The sequence below is a fragment of the Bradyrhizobium sp. Leo78 genome, from assembly GCF_059512425.1.
Map to the genome: position 1 here is coordinate 18,076 of NZ_JCAMOT010000008.1, position 21,161 is coordinate 39,236.

The window sequence follows — 21,161 nt, forward strand, 5'->3', positions numbered from 1 at the left end:
CGACGAAACGCGCGGCTTGAGCTTGGCGGGCCAGGAACGGGAGGCCGCAAGCCGCTCAGTTGTTCGGCGGGAATTCTATCTGGTTGTTCTGCTTGCCGGTATTGAATTCCATGATCTTCCGCGTCACGCCGGGAAAGATCGCCGAGATGGGATTGACCCGCAACACCGGTTGCGCCGGTGTGCCCACGACCTCGTAGGTCACGCCTATCAAGCCCTCATTGCTCCCGCCGCCGAGGACCAGGCCGATCACCGGCAACTGGCCGAACATGTTGTTCAGCCCGTACATCGGCACGAAGGTGCCGCTCATACGCACCTGGTTGGCGTTGTTGTCGATGCTGCCTTCGATGGTCGCGCCGATCGCCGGCCCCTTCACGACGCCATCGCGGATCGTGAGCAGTCCGCTCTGCCGCGTGAACTCGGCGCGCAAGGCGCTGAACGCGACACCGCTCGTCGTGCCGGGCGCACCGCCGGCTGCAATCCGGTCGAGCTCGGGTTGACCTTTGACGGAGAAGTCACGGATGTTGATCAGTCCTTCCTTGGGGCTCGGCTCCGCCGCCGGCGGCTCCATCGCGAGCGTGAGCTGGCCACCCACGATCTTCGAATAGAAATCGGTGAAGCGGAAGAATGCGCCGGCGTCATTGGTCTGCAGGTAGACCACCTCGCGCCCCTGCTGGCGGCCGCGCAGATCGGCGGTCACGGGCGTATCGCGCCCGATCTTGCCTGTCAGCGCAAAACTCTTGAAGGCGCCGTTGCGCTTGGACACCTTCGCATCGACGCTGCGCAACGCTTCGCCATTGAAGCCGGCAACCGCGCCGAGCTTGAGGTCGATGTCGTAATCGATATTCTTGGTCTTGTTCTTCGGGTCATCGCGGCCCGAAATCGCCGTGCGCAGGAAGCCGCGGCCATCGAACACGTCGCCGCGCATGGAGACCTTCAAGACGCCGTCGGGCCCGCGGTCGGCGCGCAGCGTGGTCTTGTCACCTTCCGAGGGCGAATAGGTCGGGAAGTTGACGTTCATGAGATCGCCGTTCTGGTCGACCTCCACCGATCCCTTGATCGACGCGCCCGCGCCATCGACGACGATGTCCTCAAAGCGCGTCGATTGCGGCTTCTGCACCACGTTGAAGGTGACCTTGCCCGACTTGCCGGGACTCTTCACCCAACCCGGTAGGATGTTGTCGAGCCGGAGCTGGGTCAGATCCGCCTCGACGCCGAGCTTGGTGTCGTGATCGCTGCTGCTCGCAATTTTGCCCACGACCTTCACCGGGATTGCGCCGCTCACCGCGGATCCGAGGTCGAGCCCGAGTCGCGCGCGGCCGGCATCGTCAAGCGTTGACTGCAGCTTGATATCGGCATCGCCCTCGCTCGGCTTGCGGTAATCCAGCGAAGCCGGCTGGCCGTTGATCTTGACGTCGCCCTTGACCTGATAGCCCGCATTGTTGGCAACGACCTTCAGCGCGTTGGCCTCGAGCTTCTGGTTCATCACCAGCCTGTCGATCGCGACGCTGCCGAGATCGGCGGTGACGGCGTAAGTGGTGTCCTCCTTGGTCAGCACGCCCTTGACCGGCAGGCCGAGATTGATCGTGGCCGAGACCGTTCCCTTGCTCGCATTGGGATCGACAAATGTCGTCCCCGAGACATCGCTGAGGCGATCGGAGGCGAGGATTTCAGCGCAAGCCGGCACTGAACAATCGACGCGGAACCGGATCTTCGCCGGCGAGGGTTTCGGTACCATGTCCGGGACTTCGAAAGAGAAGTCGGACAGCGTGATCTTGCGCCCACCCGGCGTGTCGACGATGCCCTGGGCGATATTGACGGTGGCGGTGCGGCCCGTCACCCGCGCCCGCAAATCCGCGTCATGAACCACGGGCATCTCGTCCACCGGACGCACCGCTACACCGCTCGCGACGATGTTGACGGCAAGCCCGTCATCCGGGATCGGAGGCCCCTTGCGCGACAGGTTGCGCACCGGCGAGTTGACGCCGATCTCGATGCGCTGGAGCGTGCCGCGCTCGATCCGCTCGATCACCCATTCGCGCAGTTCCGGCACGACTAGCGCGGGCCAGACTCGCTTCAGCGCGGAGGCCGACATCGGCGTGCCCGCAAAACCGAGCTGCAGCCGCGGTTCGCCGGAATAGTCGATGCTGCCGGTGCCGGCGATGCCGATCTCGCCATTGCTGATATCGGCCTGCGTCAGCAGCACACGCTTCTTGTCGGTGTCGAAACGGAAGCCAACGGCGATGCGGTTGAAGATCAGCGGCGGCTCGTTGTCGATGCCCGCGAGCAGGATGGTGCCGCCGCTCAGGCCGAGCTGCCAGTCGTTGATGTCGTCATTCGGCGGCTCGAGATGAGCGAGCAGCGTGACGCGGTTGGCGCCGGAGACGATCTTGAACGGCGCCAGCAGCACGCGGCGTCCAGCGTCCCATTCGACATTCACTTCGGCCGAATCGATCGCCATCGGATAGTCCGGTGTATCGGTGTCGATCAGGTTGCCGGGGCCGGCGGTGATCTTGCCGCGGAAATAGGTCGGCAGGCCGTCGCGCCCGAGTTCACCCTTTAGGTCGCCGGACAGCGGCAGCTCGGCATCGTAGGTGAGATCCTTCACCCTGAGCGCCAGCAGGATATTGGCGGACGGCAGCTTGTCGGCGCGCAGGTCGACCGCCCGCACGCCATCCCTCAGCGGTCCGACCGCTACGCGCAGCGACCATGGACGGGCGCCCTCTTCGCCGACGCTCAGCGCCACGCCGCCGCCGCTCGGCCGCCGCAGGCTCAGGCTGATATTTTCGAAGGTCCATTTGCCGCCGCGCTGCTGATCGTCGACGACAAGGTTGCCGTTCTTCAGGCCGATCTCGTTGAGGTTCTGACCGTCGAGACCGGTCAGGCTGAGGCTGTCGAGCCAGTCGAGGCCGGCGAGCAAACCGCTCTGCGCGCTCTCAGACGGCGCCGGGACGCTGACGGACGGCGATGAAGGTGGCGATAACGGCGGCGGTGGGGGCACCGGACGCGGGAATGTCGGAGGCAGGCCCGCCTCATGCTTGGAAGCGACACCGGTCGCGAGCGGCTTGGCGGTATCGCCGGCGGAAACGGTCACATAGCCGTCCGGCGTGATCCGGATCGCGAGTTCGGCATCAACGAGGTTGAGGCTTTCAGCGCGGAGCTGGCCCATCAGCAGCGCGGTGCCGGACAATTTGACCTCGGCTTTCGGCGCGCTCGCGACGATCGCATGGTCGCGGTCGCGTACGATGATGTCGCGGATGCGCACCGCGATTCGAATTGGACCGGCGCGCTCGATCTGGGTGCCGCCGACCTCAACCGTGTTGCCGTGGCCGATATTGTCCTCGATCGCAGTCGCGAGCCACGGTGTCGCCATATCGAGATTGATCGGCCCTGCCCCCAGCCGCCACCACAGCGCGCCGAAGCAGCTCATGAAAATCGCCGCCAGCACGCCCAGCACCAGGGCGATGCGCTTGACCCAGCGCCCGCCGTGAGTCGATCGCCGCCTGGGGCCGAAGAAGTCACCGATCCGGTGCAGGCCGGAATCTGAGCGCGACAACAGCCGCCGCGCGCGATGGCCGGCAGCCTCGTCATGCTCCTCCCAGCCGACATCGTCGCCCCAGCCGCGATACTGGGCGTCGGCACGCGGATTCGGGCTGTGACCTTGGAGCGATCCTTGGGAGCTCGATCCTTGGGACGACGTATTCTTTGCCATTGCCTCTCGGTGCAGGCGCTGAGGTTGATCGCCGCCCAAGGCACGCCCATCGATCTGTATCGAGCGCTCCTGTGCCCGCATCGCTGCCAATCCTCGCTTAATACTGTTAGTCGCCCTCAGCCCCAAGTGAACATTTGAGCGAACATTCAAAGCAGGTTAGGCGAGCGGACGGATGACGCATCGAAATCCTTGTGACCATACTTCCGCGCCATCACACTTGCCCAGCAGTCGGCAGAAATCCGATCGCCGCCGACAAGCGCCGCACTGATACAATGGTTGAGCTCCGGAAAGCGACGAAAGGAAGGCGTATGTCCAAGAAAACGCGCAAGAAATCCTCCAAGACCACAGCCAAATCGTCTCCGGCCAAATCGTCTCGGGCCACGGCAGTCCGCAGTAAGGCCGTCGCATCGGTCAAGCCGCCCGCGGCAAAGGCCCGCAAGGCGGTCGCAAAGAAATCGAGCAAAGCGGCCAAAGCCGCATCCACCAAACCGTCCCACAAGGCTGCATCGAAATCGTTAAAATCCGCTGCGTCGGCTGCGACCAAATCGACCACTCTGCTTGAGGGTGCCAAGGCGCCCGACTTCCGCCTGCCCCGCGACGGAGGAAGTGAGGTCTCACTCACCGACTTCGCCGGCAAGAAGCTGGTGCTGTTCTTCTACCCGCGCGCGGATACGCCCGGCTGCACCAAGGAGGCGATCGATTTCACCCGGCTGAAGGATGCGTTTGCCGAGAGCGGCACCGAGATCCTCGGCGTCTCCGGGGACACCGTGAAGGCGCAGGAATCGTTCAGGAACAAGCATCAGCTCGCCATTCCCCTGGGCTCGGATGAGCAGCACGAGATGCTGGAGGCGTATGGGGCCTGGGGCGAGAAATCCATGTATGGCAGGACCTTCCTTGGGATTCTTCGCACCACGGTTCTGCTCGGCGCCGACGGCCGGATCGCCAGGATCTGGCGCAATGTGCGGGTCGACGGCCATGCCGACGAGGTCCTGGCCGCCGCGAGGTCGGTCTGATCCAACAGGCTGCGTTTCCAGAAAATTAACCATGACCGGCTCAAATCGCTCCCGAACTGAGGCCGTACGGAACTTGATCCGACCGGCGCGGGAGTGCCGATGTCCTATCGTTCCGGTCACCATTTCGACCATCACCAGCAGCACCATCATCCACGAGAGCACGGGCGGACCTCCCCTCGCCGCCCTGCGCCCCATGCCGCAACGTCAGCAGCCGCGCAGCCCGCGAACGACTACACCCTCGTCCATGCCGGCAAGCAGGTCCGCATTGGCCCGGTCCTGTTCTGGGCTGCGGTCGGCTCGGTGGTCCTGCTCGGCATATGGTCGGCCGCAACCGCGACCTATTTTGCGTTTCGCGACGACGTCCTGACCCGGCTGCTCGCCCGCCAGGCCGAGATGCAATTTTCCTATGAGGACCGGATCGCGGAATTGCGCGCCAAGGTCGACCGCACCACCAGCCGGCAGCTCCTGGACCAGGAGCAGTTTGATCAGAAGCTCGAGCAGATCATGCGCCGGCAGACGGCACTCGAAGCCCGCGCCACCGCGCTGGGCTCGATGCCGGATGTCGCAACAACCGGCTCGATCCGGCCGCCTGCGCGCAATGCCGCGCCGGAATCGACGGCGACGCCAAAGCCCTCGCCGATCAGCGACACCGTGATCTTCGTGGCGCCACCGGATCGTGAGGCGCGGTTGGAATCCCGCGCCCCGATCAAAACGGCGCCGCCGGTAAACCAGTTCGCCAAGCTCCAGGGTTTTGACAATGTCCTGGTCCGCCTCCAGACCTCGCTCGACCAGGTCGAGCGACGCCAGATGGCAGCGCTAAGCTCGGCCGAGGAGACGATGGAATCGCGCGTGCGCCGGATGCGCGGCGTGATCACCGACCTCGGTCTCAACATGTCACAACTCGAAGCCGCCACCCCGCGCTCGGCGATCGGCGGTCCCTTCGTGCCCGTCAAGCTCCCTGCCGACGCCGGTCCGTTCGAGCGACAACTCAACCGCATCAACATCACCCGCGCGCAGATGCAGCGCTTGAACGCCACGCTGACGCTGGTGCCCTACCGCAAGCCCGTGATCGGTGAAGTCGAGTTCACCTCGGGCTTCGGCGTCCGCACCGATCCATTCCTCGGCCGTCCGGCGATGCATACCGGCCTCGATTTCCGCGCCGCGATGGGCGATCCCGTCCGCGCCACCGCCAATGGCAAGGTGGTGTCATCGGGCTGGGCCGGTGGTTACGGCCGCATGGTCGAGGTCGATCACGGCAACGGCCTTTCCACCCGCTACGGCCACCTGTCCGAGATCAACGTCAAGGTCGGCGAAACCGTCAAGATCGGCCAGGTGATCGGCGCCGTTGGCTCGACCGGCCGTTCGACCGGCCCGCATCTCCACTACGAGACACGCATCGACGGCGACGCAGTCGACCCGCAAAAATTCCTGCGCGCCGGCGTGCGCCTGAGTGCGGGCTAGGCAGCCGCTCGCTCCGACCCGCTCGCTCCGACCCGCTCGCCATTGCGAAAGCGGCAGAACGGGAAATCTAATCTCTGGCGATACTCCATCGTCATGCCCGGGCTGGCGGGGACTCCAGCGGCGGCATCTCGGTTCAAGCCACCTCAACGAAACAGCATTGTTGTGCGCTGGCAAGTGTGATTGATGCATCGGCAATCGCACTGACAGAGGCGCTGGACTTGGAACCGAACACGCGAATTGGTCCGCGACATCGCAGGCTCGCCGCCGCAGGCTTTCGCGCCGCGCGGTGGCTGGCGGCGAAGACGATGGGAGCGGCTGGCTTCCATCAGCTCGGCTCCAACTTTGCGAACGCGCGGATCACAGCCCTGCGCGACAAGCTCGCACGCGGTGAGACCGTTTATCTTGCGGGCTTAGGTGCTCCCGGCACGCACAATTCAGGCATCGCACTCGTCGAAGTGACGCAGCGGGACGGTCCGCGCCTGATCGTCAACAACGAAGAAGAACGGTTTTCCGGCAACAAGCACACTACGGAGTATCCGCAAGAATCGATCGACGCGGTTGTCGCGACGTTACGCAGCACGGGTCACGACGTCGGCGCAATCGACGCCTGGCTCACGAGCTGGGACTATCCGACGCTCGCCGGCACGCTGGCGCGTTCGGTGCTGGAAGAATTGCCGCAAAGCCTGAAACTGCTCCGCACCACGCAGGCCGCCGGTTTCGACAGCCGCCGCCTCGAGCAGATGACGCGGACGCCGAAGATCCTCGCGCGCCAGCTCAAGCTTGCCGAGCGCGTGCCTTTGATCTGCCTGCCACACCATGACAACCATGCCTGGTTCTCCTTTGCAGCTTCTCCCTTCAGGGACGACAGCGAGTCAGTCGCCATCGCCGTACTCGACGGCACCGGCGATCTGGGTTCGGTCTCGCTTTATGTCGTCGAGAAAGGCGCGATGCGCCGGCTCTACTGCAACGAGAGCATGTTCGATTCACTCGGCGCGTTCTACAGCGTGATCTCCTCGACCCAGGGCGGCTGGACCTGGCTGTCCAGCGAGGGGCGCTACATGGGCGCAGCCGCCTGGGGCGACATGAGCCGATCGGGCAATCCCTATTATCGGCGACTCCGCAAGGTGCTGCATCTCGGCGCCGACGGCGAAGTCTGGCTCAATCGCGCGATGGCGAACTGGTACTGCGACCCGTTCGATAATCCCTACAAGGCCACGTTGACCGAGATTCTTGGCGAACCGCTCAAGCCGGATCAACTCTGGAATCCCGACGCGATGCTGCGCGTCGAGGATATCAAGCACCGTCCCGACACGCAGGATCGCCTCGACAAGGCCGCCGCGACGCAGCTCGTGTTCGAGGACGCAATGATCCATGTCGTGGATCACTTGTTGCGGGTGACCGGTGCCCGTCGGCTGGTGCTGACCGGCGGCGTCGCGCTCAACGCCGTCGGCAACATGCGGCTGATCGAGCATTTCGATGAGAGCTGGTTTGCCAATGCGCAGGGCCGGCGCGCGCAATTGCACCTGTGGGTGCCGCCGGTGCCCGGCGATCCCGGCGTCACCATCGGCGCCGCCTGGCTGTTCGCCCATCTCGCCGGTGCTCCGCGCGGCGCGCCGATGACGCATGCGTTCTACTGCGGCACACCGCCAGCTTCTGACGAGATCATCGCGGCGCTGAAGGCGGACGACATCGCCTCAGAGCGGATCGGCGACATTTCGACTCCCGAGGGACGCGACGCCGTCGCCGACCTGATGGCATCAATGGTGGCGCAGAACGGCGTCATCGCGATCTATCAGGGCGCGGCCGAGACCGGGCCACGCGCGCTCGGCCATCGTTCGATCCTCGCCAATCCCTGCGATCCCGCCACGCGCGAACGCCTGAACGAACGCGTCAAATATCGCGAGGCGATCCGACCCTTGGCGCCGATGGCGACGCTGGAGGCGGCGCAGTACTATTTCGAACTGCTGCCCGGCGCTTCCGACGACGGCTACAACGCCTATAACTATATGGTGCTGACCGCCCGCTCGAAGCCGCACGCGCGCGACAAGATCCCGGCAGTCATCCACGCCGACGGCACCGGCCGCATCCAGATCGTGCGCGAGCAGGACGATCCCCTCACCTACGCCTATCTCAAGGCGCTCGGCCGCCGCATCGGTGTCGAGCTGTCGGTCAACACGTCGTTCAATGTCGCAGGCCCGATCGCGCAGACGCCAAGCCAGGCCATCGAGACGCTGCGGCGCTCCAAGGGGCTCGACGCCGTGATCATGGTCGCAGGCGACGGGACCGTGTACGCCGTGTGGCACGGCGGCGAGCGCGACGGCGGCCGGTTCACACGATGGTTCTCGGAATGGAAGAGCGCGCAGCCGGTTGCCTGACCAAGCCGCGCGCTCCTTTAATCGACGTCCTCGATCGCGCCAGCGGTCGTGCCGAATGCCTTTTGCGCCAACGTAGCCGCCATGAACTCATCGAGGTCGCCGTCGAGCACGCCTGCGGTATCTGAGGTCTGCACGCCTGTGCGCAGGTCCTTCACCATCTGGTAGGGCTGCAGCACATAGGAGCGGATCTGGTGGCCCCAGCCGATATCGGTCTTGGCGGCCTGATCCGCGGCCGCCTGCTCCTCGCGTTTCTTCAATTCGATCTCGTAGAGTCGGGCGCGCAGCATGTCCCACGCTTGCGCGCGGTTCTTGTGCTGGGAGCGGCCGGCCTGGCAGACCACGGCGATCCCGGTCGGGATATGGGTCAGACGCACCGCGGATTCGGTCTTGTTGACGTGCTGGCCGCCGGCGCCGCCGGAGCGCATGGTGTCGGTGCGCACATCCGACTCCTTGATGTCGATCTTGATGCTGTCGTCGACAACCGGAAAGATCGTCACGCTCGAGAACGAGGTATGCCGGCGCGCGTTGGAATCGAATGGCGAGATTCGGACCAGCCGGTGCACGCCGGCCTCCGTCTTCAGCCAGCCATACGCGTTATGGCCGCTGATCTGGATGGTGGCGGACTTGATGCCCGCTTCTTCGCCCTGGGATTCCTCAAGATACTCGACCTTGAAGCCATGGTTCTCCGCCCAGCGCGTGTACATCCGCAGCAGCATCTGCGCCCAGTCCTGGCTCTCGGTGCCGCCGGCGCCGGCATGGACTTCGAGATAGGAGTCGAACTTGTCGGCCTCGCCTGACAGCAGCGCCTCCAGCTCGCGCCGGGCGACTTCCTTCTTGAGGTCCTTGAGCGCCTTCTCGGCTTCCGCGACGACGCCCTCATCGTTCTCGGCCTCGCCGAGCTCGATCATGCCGACATTGTCCTCGAGCTCACGCTCGACCTTGCTGATGCCGGACAGCGCATCCTCCAGCGAGGTGCGCTCCTGCATCAGCTTCTGGGCTTTCTGGGGATCGTTCCAGAGATCGGGATCTTCGGCGAGCTTGTTCAGCTCGGCCAGCCGTGCCGTCGATTTCTCGACGTCAAAGATGCCTCCTCAGCAGCCCGACTGACTGCTTGATCTCTTCAACTAGGCGTTCGACTTCCGCGCGCATGGTCTTTCTGGTCTGAATTATGAATGTCTTGTGAGGGATGTAGCGGCCGAAGCGCGGAAGCGCAATCGGCCGCGGGCCTGTTTCCCGATGATTTGGATCCTCAAGGCGCTAATACAATCCGCCAGGACGCATGATCGCGCCCGCGTCGGGCGCAACGGCCGGCGGCAGCCGGCCCTCGGCATCGGCCACACCGATGGCGGAGTAGCTATCCGGCGGCGCCGTGCCCGGCTTGAAGGCTTCCAGGATGGTGCGTCCGCCCTCGCCCGGGCCAGCGCGCATGCCGCTCTTGGAATCGACGCGCACGAGCTTGATGCCGGCCGGGATCTTGAACGGCGTCGCCGGCTTCTCCGCCAGCGCTAGCTTCAGGAAATCGCGTGCGACCGGCGCGGCCAACGCGCCACCGGTGGCTTTACGACCGAGATTGCGCGGCTTGTCGTAGCCCAGATAGACGCCAACCACGAGATCCGGCGAGAAGCCGATGAACCAGACGTCCTTCTCGTCGTTGGTGGTGCCGGTCTTGCCGGCGATCGGCTTGCCGACCTCCTTCACCGCAGTGGCGGTTCCGTACTGGACCACGCCTTCCATCATCGAGGTGATCTGATAGGCCGTCATCGGATCGAGCACCTGCTCGCGGCGATCCACGAGCTGCGGTTCGGGCTGGTTCTTCCAGCCTCCAGGTACGTCACAGCCGCGGCATTCGCGCTGGTCGTGCCGGTAGATAGTGTGCCCGTAACGGTCCTGGATGCGATCGATCAGCGTCGGCTTTACGCGGCGGCCGCCATTGGCGAACATCGAATAGGCGGTGACCATCCGCATCACCGTGGTCTCGCCAGCGCCGAGCGCGTAGGAGAGATAGTTCGGCAATTCGTCATAGACACCGAAACGCTTGGCGTATTCGCCGATCAGAGGCATGCCGATGTCCTGCGCCAGCCGCACCGTGACGGTGTTCAGCGAGCGCGCCAGCGCATTGCGCAGCGTGGTCGGACCGTAATACTTGCCGGTCGAATAGTTCTCCGGACGCCAGACGCCGGCGCCCTGCCCCTGGTCGATTTCGATCGGCGCATCGACCACCACTGTGGACGGCGTGTAGCCATTATCCAGCGCCGTCGAATACACGATCGGCTTGAACGACGATCCCGGCTGCCGATAGGCCTGGGTGGCGCGGTTGAACTGGCTCTGGTCGAACGAGAAGCCGCCGACCATGGCCAGCACGCGGCCGGTCCATGGATCCATTGCGACCATGGCACCGGAGATTTCCGGCAATTGCCGCAGCCGGTACTGGCCTTCGATCGCCGTGCCCTCCTTGGTCACCAGGGGATCGGCATAGATGACGTCACCGGGCGCGAGCACCTGCGACACCGCCGTTGGCGACCGCCCGCGCGCCGCGCCGGACGTGGGCCTTGCCCAACGCACGCCATCGAGCGTGATAAGGCCGGTCTGCCGCTGCTTGCTGACGGCGCCGCCGAGTTCGCGGCCGGGCTGGAATCCGATGCGCGCCGACTGGTCACTGGTTTCGAGCACGACCGCCATTCGCCATGGCGAGATGTCCGAGAGCGATTTGACGTCGGCGAGTTTCACGCCCCAGTCGCCGGAAACATCGAGCTTGGTGATCGGGCCCCTCCAGCCCTGCCCTTCGTCGTAGTTGACGAGGCCGGCGGCCATGGTCTTGCGCGCCATCACCTGGATCTTCGGATCGAGCGTGGTGCGCACCGACAAGCCGCCCTCGTAAAGCTTCTTCTCGCCGTAGCGCTCGAAGATGTCGCGGCGGACTTCCTCGGCAAAATATTCGCCAGCGAAGGTATGTGAGCCGTTGCTGCGGTTGGTGACGACCAGTTGCTCCTTGCGCGCCTTGTCGGCGTCGGCTTGCTTGATCCAGCCATTTTCGAGCAGGCGGTCGATCACGTAGTTGCGGCGCTCGATCGCGCGGTCGCGGTTGCGCACCGGATGCAGCGCCGCCGGCGCCTTCGGCAGCGAGGCGAGATAGGCGGCTTCGGCGACGGTCAGTTCATTCACCGACTTGTCGAAATAAACCAGCGAAGCGGCGGCAATGCCATAGGCACCAAGGCCGAGATAGATTTCGTTCAGGTAGAGCTCGAGGATACGATCCTTGGAGTAAGCGCGCTCGATGCGCATCGCGAGCAGCGCTTCCTTGATCTTGCGCGCGAACGAGACCTCGTTGGTGAGCAGGAAGTTCTTGGCAACCTGCTGGGTGATCGTCGACGCACCCTGCGGCCGGCGGCCCGAGCCATAGTTCTGCGCGTACAGAATCGCCGCGCGCGCCATGCCGGAGAAGTCGATGCCGCCGTGCTCGTAGAAATTCTTGTCTTCGGCCGCGAGGAACGCGTTGATGACCAGCTTCGGCACCGCCTGGATCGGCAGATAGAGCCGCCGCTCCTTCGAATATTCGCCGAGCAGCGAGCCGTCGGACGCATGCACGCGAGTCATCACCGGCGGCTCATAGTCCTGAAGCTGCGAATAGTCCGGCAGGTCCTTGGAGAAATGCCAGATCGCGCCCGCGACGCCGGCCACGCCAACCAGGAACACGACGGTCCCCGCGGCGAACAAGAAACCCATGAACCGCACGAGCAAGCGCATTATCGAAGTTCCGTTCCAACCCTATTGCGCCGGACCAGCCGGCGACACTTCCTCGTTGCGAATGCTCCCGGCCCTAACAGCCTGCCGGTGCTTGAGGCGAACAATACAGCGCTCCGCGGACAAAATCGGCCGATTCCACGAGGCCCCCGACAACGTCCTATACCGTTGCCGCTGTGGCCAAACTAGGGCCTCCCGGTTCCGAGCGGCGCCTTTTCTAGTCCAGGCACTGTCACTTGTCCGGCGTGGCCGTCGCGAGTCGCTTGGCAAAAAAGGCGTCAATGGCCTGCAGCATCGATCCCACCGCCTTGTTGCGCCAGTTCTCCGATACCAGGTGTTCGAGGTCGCCCTTGTTGGAGACATAGCCGAGTTCGACCAGGACCGAGGGCACGTCGGGCGCCTTCAGGACCCGAAAGCCCGCCGATTTCAGCGGGTGCTTGTGCATCCGCGCGGTCGTCTTCATCTCGGACACCAACAGCCGTGCAAAACGGTTGGAGAATGTCTTGGTCTCGCGGCGGGCGAGATCAATCAGGATATCGGCGACCTCGGTCGGCTCATCGGACAGGTTCACGCCGGCGATGGCGTCCGCCTTGTTCTCGGCTTCCGCCAGCCGCTCCGCTTCGGCGTCCGAGGCCTTGTCCGACAGCGTATAGATGGTCGCGCCCTGTGCGTCGCCTTCCCGGCGCGGCAGCGCATCCGCATGGATCGAGACGAACAGCGCCGCCGACTGGCTGCGGGCGATTTTGACCCGGTCGTTCAGCGGGATGAACGTGTCATCGGTGCGGGTCATGACGACCCGGTATTTGCCCGACTTCTCGATCCGGTCGCGCAATGCGAGCCCGAAGCCGAGCACGAGGGTCTTTTCCAACTCGCCGTTCGACTGGGTGCCGTTGTCGATGCCGCCATGGCCGGGATCGATCACGATCAGGGGCCGCGAATCCGCCGGCTCGCCTGGCTTTGCATTGGGCGTTCCCTCGGCCGGCATCGCCGCCTTGGCTTCCGCAATGGTCGGCTTCAGCTCCGGCCGGTCGTCCGGCGCAAGCTGCTGGGTGAACGCGTTGCGGTCAACCTGCTCCAGTTCCAGAACCAGGCGCGGCGGCTGGCCGTTGGCCGCGTCCAGCACGTAGGAATTGGCGATCTTCGCTGGCCCCATGAGGTCGAAGACGATTCGCGACCCGCCCGGCATCACCAGCCCGTAGCGGAATGCCTTCACCAGCCCGCGCCCGGAATTTCCGGTTCCGGCGGGGAGCTGAAACGTCACCTGGGGAATATCCACGACCACCCGGTAGGGATCGGCGAGTGTGAAGGCGCGGAACTGAATCTTCTTGTCGAGGTCGACAATGAACCGGGTCTGCTTGGCGTCTCCGGCAAGCCGGGCTTCAGAAACGACAGGAAAATCGCTGCCGGCAGAGGGACTTGGCGGCGTTGCTTCAGCTGCTCTGGAAACAGTAATCGGGCCGCACGCCAACGCTGCGGCGCAAAATAGCCCGCACCCCAGCAAAACCCATCGATTTGCGCGGTCCGCCACGATTCGGCGCCCTCCGAGCCGTCGTCATACCGCATTAGACCCACAGGGTTAACGAGACCCTAATACCGCACGGGCGAAATGGTTCGACTGTTGCCTCGCCGCGACGCTCCCTTGCGTGCAGCGACCAATCCACGTATGTACGGAGTGCTGACGGCTAATACTCCCAGTTGTGTCGCGTTCAGCCTCCCGGTGCAGCGGTGGAACCTTCGAGCCTGAAGGCGCCAGCGTTTTTCCCGGTCCCTCCCCAGCCAGCGCTGCGCGCGGCTGACATGGAGTGGCGGTTTGAGCCCGAGCGGCGTCCAGCCCCAGACACATTCTGTGTGGCATGGGGCGAGACACGGCAGAACTGATTATTCGGCCCCAGAGCATGATCCGGAAAACTGGACACCAGTTTTCCGAAAGGTTCATGGTCAAAGAAGGGGCCCAATATGCGATTGGCCGGCGAGCGCTTTGGCGCCGCGCCGGGCCTTCAGCGAAAGATGCGGCGGTATTGTTTGCCGCCAGAATATGTTCAGACGGGCCAACCGCTTGATGCGCCAGACTGTGTTGCCGACCAACACCCCCGAGACGATCGCGACCACGCGAGGCGAAAGCTCCGCACGTCGGTTTGTTCCGGTCGGGCCGGGCTTCGCACGGCGCTCCGATTTGCGTTTTGGCCTTCCCCTCACCCCCGAATCAGGTGGACCGTCGCGTCACCGGGCGGCGCAATCTGCGCGCGCCATGCTACGCGCCCGCCGCCTTCAAGAGCTCCAGAATGCCCAACAAGATGTTGATCGATGCCACCCACCCGGAAGAGACCCGGGTCGTCGTGGTCCGCGGCAATCGCGTCGAAGAATTTGATTTCGAGACTGCCCAACGCAAGCAACTGCGCGGCAATATTTACCTCGCCAAGGTGACGCGCGTAGAGCCGTCGCTGCAGGCGGCGTTCATCGAGTATGGCGGCAACCGCCATGGCTTCCTTGCCTTCAGCGAAATCCATCCAGACTATTACCAGATCCCGGTCGCCGACCGTCAGGCGCTGATCGAGGCCGAAGAACGCGCCCATCGCGAGGCCGAGGAGGAGAGCGAAAGCCGGCCTCACCGCCGCCGCTCCCGGCACCGCAATGCCCGCCGCCGCGGTCATGGCGAGCGCGTTCAGAGCGAGGTCGTCGAGGGTGCCGAGCCGCTCGATCCGCAGGCCGATGAGGATCACGCGCTTCATGCGGAAGCCGAGCAGCACGAGCTCGGCGCCGATGCGCATGAGCACCATGAGCACGAAGCACACGAGCATGCTGACGAGCACGAGCACGACCGTCATGACGAGCACGATCATGATGGGCACGAGCACGGCGAACACGAACATGCCCGTGACGACCGTCATGCTCATGACGACCATGATCATGCGCCTGCTCTGAGCGAAACCGCTGCAGCGGAAGTGCAAGCTGACCCGGTTGTCGCCGCGGTCGAGGCATCGGCCGCCGCTGCCGCTCCGGATGTCGGGGCCGAGATCGAGGTTAACCACGAGCCCGAGCGCGCCCGTGAGGAGCAGGTCGAGGAAAACGCCGCCCACGCCGAGGATGCGCAACCGACCGCGGAGCCCGGCGCGGAGCATCCAGCGTCCGATGAGCATGCCCCCGCGGAACTCGTCGCGGAGGCTGCGCCGCATGACGAGCATGGCGCCGAGCCGCTCGGCGACGAAGCGCATGAGGATGAGGACGACGAGGAAGGCGAAGACGGCGAAGAAGAAGAAGAGGAAGTCGTCGAATCCGTTGGCGGCGACGACGTGCTCGAGGAGGTGCCGGAGCGCCCCTTCCGCCCGCGACGCCAGTACAAGATCCAGGAAGTCATCAAGCGCCGGCAGGTGATGCTGGTGCAGGTCGTCAAGGAAGAACGCGGCAACAAGGGCGCGGCGCTAACGACGTATCTTTCGCTCGCCGGCCGTTATGCGGTGCTGATGCCTAACACCGCGCGCGGCGGAGGCATCAGCCGCAAGATCACCTCGGCCCAGGATCGCTCGCGGCTCAAGGAAGTGGTGCAGGATCTCGACGTGCCCGAGGGTATGGGCATCATCCTGCGCACGGCCGGGGCCTCGCGTTCGAAGCAGGAGATCAAGCGCGACTTCGAATATCTGATCCGCATGTGGGAAACCGTGCGTGACCTGACGCTGAAATCGCAGGCCCCAACCCTCGTCTACGAGGAAGGCTCGCTGATCAAGCGCTCGCTGCGCGACCTCTACAACAAGGAGATCGACGAGATCATGGTGGCGGGCGAAGCCGGCTACCGCGAAGCGCGCGATTTCATGAAGATGCTGATGCCGGAGAATGTCCGCGCGGTGAAGCAGTACCGCGACGGCCAGCCTCTGTTCTCTCGGATGGGCGTCGAAAGCCAGCTCGACGCGATGTTCTCCCCGACTGTGCAGCTACGCTCTGGCGGCTACATTGTCATCAACCAGACCGAGGCGCTGGTCTCGATCGACGTCAACTCCGGCCGCGCCACGCGCGAGCATCACATCGAGGACACCGCGCTCAAGACCAATCTCGAGGCGGCGGAGGAAGTCGCGCGACAGCTCCGCCTGCGCGACCTCGCGGGCCTGATCGTCATCGACTTCATCGACATGGACGAGAAGCGCAACAACCGCGCGGTCGAGCGCAAGCTCTCCGATTGCTTGCGGCAGGACCGCGCACGCATCCAGGTCGGGCGCATCTCGCATTTCGGCCTGCTCGAGATGTCGCGCCAGCGCATCCGCGCCAGCGTGCTCGAGAGCTCGACCGAGCCCTGCCCGCATTGCGGCGGCTCCGGGCATGTCCGCTCGGTCTCGTCGGTGGCGCTGCAGCTCCTGCGCGGCATCGAGGAAATCCTGATGAAGGGCGCGACTCACAATCTCGTGGTGCGCACCCGCACGGACGTCGCGCTCTACGTCCTCAACCACAAGCGCGGCCATCTGCGCGATCTCGAAACCGCCTTCAAGGTCCAGATCTCGGTGGCGGCGGATGCGACCGTGAGCGGCCAGCAGTCCTACATCATCGACCGCGGCGAGCAGGTGCACACGCTGGAAGCCGCCAAGGCGCTGCTCGCGGCGCAGGCCGCGTCCGCGCCGCCTCAGCTCGAAGAGGCCTATGACGACGAGGAACCGTTCGACATCGAGGCGGAGATCGAGACCGAGGAAACGGAAGGCCTGAGCGACGAAACGAGCGCCGGCGAAGAGGCCGACGGTCCGCGCCGAAGGCGGCGCCGGCGGCGTCGCGGCCGCGGTGGCGGCGGCGAAGTCCGCGAGGGCGGTGTGCCGCGCGAGGATGGCGAGGCGTTGCCGCTTGCGCCCGAGACCGACGACGGCATTGCCGCCGAGGAAGTCGAGACCGACGAGGACGAGAGCGAAGAACAGTCGGCTCGTGGTGAAGGCCAGAACGGCGAACGCCGTCCGCGCCGGCGTGGACGGCGCGGCGGACGCCGCCGCCGTGGCGGCCATGGTGCGGATGAGGGTCTTGCCGCCTCGATTGCCGACGAGCTCGGCCCGCGCGCGGAGCCGGAAGCCGCGGACGCCGTCGCCGATTTCGACGGCGGCTCGCCCGAGCCTGCACAGACATTGGTTCAGCCCGAACCGGTCGCCGAGCCCGAGTTCGAGCTCGAGCCGGCCAAGAGCCCGCCCCCTCAGCCGGAGCCGGTGAGCGTCGCCGCGCCCGAGGCCGAGGAGCCTGCGCAGGAGAATGATCGCGCGATGCGTCGCCGCTCGACCGTGCGCGAGAAAGTGAGCTTCGCCTCGCAGCCCGAGCCCGTGCCCGTCGTGGTGCAAAGCGAATCCGAGCCGATTCCGCCGGCAGAGCCCGCTGCCGCGCCGGTCGCCGAACCCGCGCCTGCGGCCATCGCGGAACCTGCGCCTGCAGCGGCGACCGAGGCTCCGGCGCCCCGCAAGGCCGGCTGGTGGTCGCGCCGCTTTGGTGGCGGGGGCTAGGGCGTTTTCGAGCGAAGCGTGCCCTCGGACTTGATCCGAGGGTGGACACCGGTTCGCAATCAAGTTTACGTAGATTGCGTAGACTTATCTGCGCAGAAAACGCGTCAAAATTAGAATCTAGAGTTCGGTTCTGATTCCATCAGAACCGAAAAATGCTCTAGCGAACGCCAGCAACGATCAAGCGCGCTCCCGCATCGGCGAGGCGCTTGCACTGCTCGTCAGATGCGCCGAGATCAGTCACCAGCGTCCAGCGCGGCGGCAGCGGCGCCCAGGCCATTTGTTCGGCGCGGCCGAGCTTGCTGGCGTCGGCGAGAACGATGACTTCTTTCGACTGCTGCATCATCAGCGACTTCAGTGCCACCTGCTCGAGATCCGCTTCGCACAGGCCACGGCCATCCACCACGCCGTCGGCGCTCATGACGGCGCGGTCCGCGGTCATGCGGCGCAGCGCCTCGTTGGCGAGCGGGCCCATGGTGCTCATGCTGGTGGCGCGCAGCGCGCCGCCCAGCACCACAAGCTCTATGGTCGGAGCCTTGGCGAGGAAGGGCAGCAGCGCGAGATTGTTGGTGATGATGCGCAGCCGCCGCTGCTGCAGCAATCGGCCGAAGGCTGCGACCGTCGAGCCGGCATCGAGAATCAGCGTGTCGCCGTCCTCAATCAGATCGATCGCTGCGCGCGCGATCGCCTGCTTCTGTTTGCCCTGAACCGCAAGGCGCTGCTCGAGCGTCGTCTCGTTGGCGTGGGCGGTGAGAATGGCGCCGCCATAGGTGCGGCGCACGGCATTGTTCTTGGAGAGATGCTGCAGGTCGCGCCGCACGGTGGAGGCGGAGACGTCGAAGCGCCGCGCGAGATCGTCGACATCGATCTCTCCCGCGTTCAGTGCCTCCAACAGACGAGCGTGACGCTCCTTGCTGCGCATCGACATCGAACCTCAGCCCACAGATTCATTGCCGTCAGCCGACCTCGACCGTATCGGCTCCGCGGCACGGCCGATGGATACCACGATGCATCGGCCGCGCAATACAAGCGCTTAACCCACATCGAGCTCCTCATCCTGAGGAGCCCGCGTACCGGGCGTCTCGAACGATAAGGCCCAGCCCCTCAAGCCGCCTTCTTCGGCGCGAGATCGACCGCCTGCCGCAGCGCCTCGATCAGGCTCCGCTCGTCGGCGATGCCCTTGCCCGCGATGTCGAAGGCGGTCCCGTGATCGACCGAGGTGCGGATCACCGGCAGGCCAACAGTGATGTTCACACCGGCTTCCAGCCCCAGCACCTTGATGGGTCCATGGCCCTGATCGTGATACATCGCGACCACCATGTCGTAGTCGCCGCGGCCGGCCAGGAAGAACAGCGTGTCGGCAGGCAGGGGGCCGCGCACGTCCCAGCCCTTGCGCTGACAGGCTTCCACGGCCGGCGTGATCTTGGCGGCTTCCTCGCCGCGACCGAACAACCCGTTCTCGCCGGCGTGCGGATTGATGGCGCAGACGCCGATCTTCGGATTGGCGATGCCGGCGCGCACCAGCACGTCATGTCCGCGTGCGATGACACGCTCGACGAGGCCGGGCTCGATCTTCTCGATCGCATCGAGCAGGCCGATATGCGTGGTCACGTGAATGACGCGGAGTTTCGGCGACACCAGCATCATCGACACTTCCGGCGTGCCGGTCAGATGCGCCAGGAGCTCGGTATGGCCGGGATATTTGTGGCCGGCAGCATGCAGCGCTTCCTTGGAGAGCGGCGCGGTGCAGATGCCCTGAGCGAGCTCTGCCTGCACCACCTGCACGGCTTTCTCGATATAGCGATAAGCCGCCTCACCTGCCGTCGCCGAAACCTTGCCGAACGGCAGATCGTCCGGCACCAGCTTCAGGTCAACGCACTGCACCGCCTTCGATGCAAAATTCGCTTCCTTCGCGTCGCTCAGCGCATCGACCTCGAGCGAGAGGCCGACGATCTGAGCGGCCTTGCGCAGACGGTGGGCGTCGCCGATCACCAGCGCATTGCAGATCGCCTGCACCTCCGGCTGCGCCAGCGCCTTCATGATCACCTCGGGCCCGATACCGGCCGGATCTCCCATGGTGATCGCAATGGTCGGACTGGTCATATGAAACTTCCTCTCGTTCGGACGGCGCGAAGGCGCTCGCTGATGCGGATGAGGCTGTGCTCGTCACCGAACGCGCCCGCTTTGGTGGCGATCGGAACGGATAATCGGCCAAGAGTGAGGCCGAGCGACACGCCGGGCTCGATTTCGTCGGCAAGACGGATGCCGTTGACGCCGAAGCGCGACAGCAGCGCCGCGGCGGTTTCACCGCCGGTCGCAGCAAAGGCGCCGATCGCGGGTGCGACGGCCTCCAGAGCGTCGGCAAGACCCTTGGCGAGCTGTGGGCCGAGCGACATGTCGGGATGATCATCCATGATGATCTCAACCAGTGCATCGCCGCCGCAGGCAAGTCGTTTCATCACGTCCGCGGCGAGCGCCGCCCGGCCGGCACCATCGTTGAGCAGCGTCTCCGGCGCGACCGGGAAATGCGCCACGGTGCCGGTCGCCTCCAGCTCGCGCGCGGCAGTGCGAGACGCGCCGGCGAGCGAGCCCACCACGATCAGGGTGCCGGATGCGCTCGTCGGAATGCGCAGCGGCTCGACGGCATGGCTGACTTCGAGGCCGGCCAGCGCGTGCGCAAGGCCGGCGCTGCCGATGAAGAAGGTTGCGGGCGATGCATGCAGGCTCGCCTCCGCGATCAAATGCAGATCGTGTTCGGTCTCGGCGTCGCAGGCCGCAACCACATCGCCCTCCCCGGCCAGCCTCGCGAATGTGGCTTTGAGATCGCCACCGCGCACGGCAGCGAGCTTGACCTTCTCACCGCGAATGCCCGCGGTCGCGAGAACGTCGACAAGATCGGCATTCGAATAGGTGTGGTCGCGCCGCCAGACCTCGGCCTCCTCGAGGGCGCGGCCTTTGACCAGGATGCGCCCGTCGATTGTGGTGCGGCCGGTGGCCGGAAAGGCCGGCGCGAACACGCCGAAGGCCGGACCCGGCCGTGACTTGAGATGCGCAAGCGCGGCGGCAGTCTCCGCTGCAGGTTGCCCCCGCAGCGTCGAGTCGATCTTCTTGAAGAGAATACGTCCGGGTTGGCAGAGGCGCGTCAGCACATCGGCATGGCGGACTGCAGCGGCCGCGGCCGAAAGGCCTCTACTCGCTGCATCGTAGGCCAGGACGGGCAGCCGGTAACCCGACGCGTCGGTCACCTCACCCCACGTCACCGCAGCCGCACGCCCCCTTCTGCCGAAGGCGATCGCACAATCCGCGGCACCGGTGAGATCGTCAGCGACGATCAGCCAGCTCTGGCTTGGGGCATTTTCTTGACGCGAACCGGTATCCACTTCGCTCGAAAACGCTTTAGGAGCCATCT

The 21,161-nt window shown here is 65.1% G+C and carries 12 protein-coding genes; 4 read left to right on the top strand and 8 right to left on the bottom strand.

What is annotated here, in order from left to right; genetic code table 11:
* Positions 1 to 55 precede the first annotated feature (55 nt).
* Positions 56 to 3,790 carry a YhdP family protein gene (locus tag AC5ZG1_RS12360; protein WP_496133001.1) on the bottom strand — a complete coding sequence of 1,245 codons (3,735 nt, stop codon included), beginning with the start codon at positions 3,788 to 3,790 and terminating at the stop codon, positions 56 to 58.
* 227 nt (positions 3,791 to 4,017) lie between these two features.
* On the opposite strand from AC5ZG1_RS12360, the gene AC5ZG1_RS12365 reads away from it, so the two are divergent.
* The 3 genes from AC5ZG1_RS12365 (at position 4,018) to AC5ZG1_RS12375 (ending at position 8,558) form a co-directional block, all read left to right on the top strand.
* Complete coding sequence (locus AC5ZG1_RS12365) at positions 4,018 to 4,722, top strand: peroxiredoxin (protein WP_456641520.1); 705 nt, start codon at positions 4,018 to 4,020, stop codon at positions 4,720 to 4,722.
* A 99-nt stretch (positions 4,723 to 4,821) separates the two neighbouring features.
* Positions 4,822 to 6,183 carry a M23 family metallopeptidase gene (locus AC5ZG1_RS12370; protein WP_456641519.1) on the top strand — a complete coding sequence of 454 codons (1,362 nt, stop codon included), beginning with the start codon at positions 4,822 to 4,824 and terminating at the stop codon, positions 6,181 to 6,183.
* A gap of 305 nt (positions 6,184 to 6,488) precedes the next feature.
* The gene (locus AC5ZG1_RS12375; RefSeq protein ID WP_496133002.1) at positions 6,489 to 8,558 is read left to right on the top strand and encodes a carbamoyltransferase C-terminal domain-containing protein; all 2,070 of its coding nucleotides are present in this window, start codon (positions 6,489 to 6,491) and stop codon (positions 8,556 to 8,558) included.
* A 17-nt stretch (positions 8,559 to 8,575) separates the two neighbouring features.
* Here AC5ZG1_RS12375 and prfB read toward each other — a convergent pair.
* From prfB to AC5ZG1_RS12395, 4 genes are all read right to left on the bottom strand, one after another.
* Positions 8,576 to 9,707 (bottom strand): peptide chain release factor 2 gene (prfB, locus tag AC5ZG1_RS12380; protein ID WP_130227885.1). Its coding sequence is split into 2 segments (ribosomal slippage): positions 8,576 to 9,637 and positions 9,639 to 9,707, totalling 1,131 coding nucleotides; the frame shifts between segments, so codons are not numbered across the junction.
* Positions 9,708 to 9,815: 108 nt separating this feature from the next.
* On the bottom strand, positions 9,816 to 12,302 hold the full coding sequence (locus AC5ZG1_RS12385; protein ID WP_130227886.1) for a penicillin-binding protein 1A: 2,487 nt from the start codon (positions 12,300 to 12,302) through the stop codon (positions 9,816 to 9,818).
* Positions 12,303 to 12,531: 229 nt separating this feature from the next.
* On the bottom strand, positions 12,532 to 13,827 hold the full coding sequence (locus tag AC5ZG1_RS12390) for an N-acetylmuramoyl-L-alanine amidase (RefSeq protein WP_456641517.1): 1,296 nt from the start codon (positions 13,825 to 13,827) through the stop codon (positions 12,532 to 12,534).
* A 664-nt stretch (positions 13,828 to 14,491) separates the two neighbouring features.
* The gene (locus AC5ZG1_RS12395; protein WP_496133003.1) at positions 14,492 to 15,208 is read right to left on the bottom strand and encodes a hypothetical protein; all 717 of its coding nucleotides are present in this window, start codon (positions 15,206 to 15,208) and stop codon (positions 14,492 to 14,494) included.
* Between the two features lie 33 nt (positions 15,209 to 15,241).
* Between AC5ZG1_RS12395 and AC5ZG1_RS12400 the strand changes: the two genes are divergently transcribed.
* Positions 15,242 to 17,755 (top strand): Rne/Rng family ribonuclease, encoded by a 2,514-nt coding sequence (locus AC5ZG1_RS12400; protein WP_496133004.1) that lies wholly within the window; start codon positions 15,242 to 15,244, stop codon positions 17,753 to 17,755.
* Between the two features lie 157 nt (positions 17,756 to 17,912).
* Here AC5ZG1_RS12400 and AC5ZG1_RS12405 read toward each other — a convergent pair whose 3' ends face one another.
* From AC5ZG1_RS12405 to AC5ZG1_RS12415, 3 genes are all read right to left on the bottom strand, one after another.
* Positions 17,913 to 18,680: a DeoR/GlpR family DNA-binding transcription regulator gene (locus AC5ZG1_RS12405; RefSeq protein ID WP_496133005.1), complete on the bottom strand. Its 768-nt coding sequence runs from the start codon at positions 18,678 to 18,680 to the stop codon at positions 17,913 to 17,915.
* A 176-nt stretch (positions 18,681 to 18,856) separates the two neighbouring features.
* On the bottom strand, positions 18,857 to 19,855 hold the full coding sequence (gene pdxA / locus AC5ZG1_RS12410; protein WP_496133006.1) for a 4-hydroxythreonine-4-phosphate dehydrogenase PdxA: 999 nt from the start codon (positions 19,853 to 19,855) through the stop codon (positions 18,857 to 18,859).
* Complete coding sequence (locus AC5ZG1_RS12415; RefSeq protein WP_496133007.1) at positions 19,852 to 21,159, bottom strand: four-carbon acid sugar kinase family protein; 1,308 nt, start codon at positions 21,157 to 21,159, stop codon at positions 19,852 to 19,854. Before AC5ZG1_RS12415 ends, pdxA begins: the two co-directional genes overlap by 4 nt.
* Positions 21,160 to 21,161: the final 2 nt, after the last annotated feature.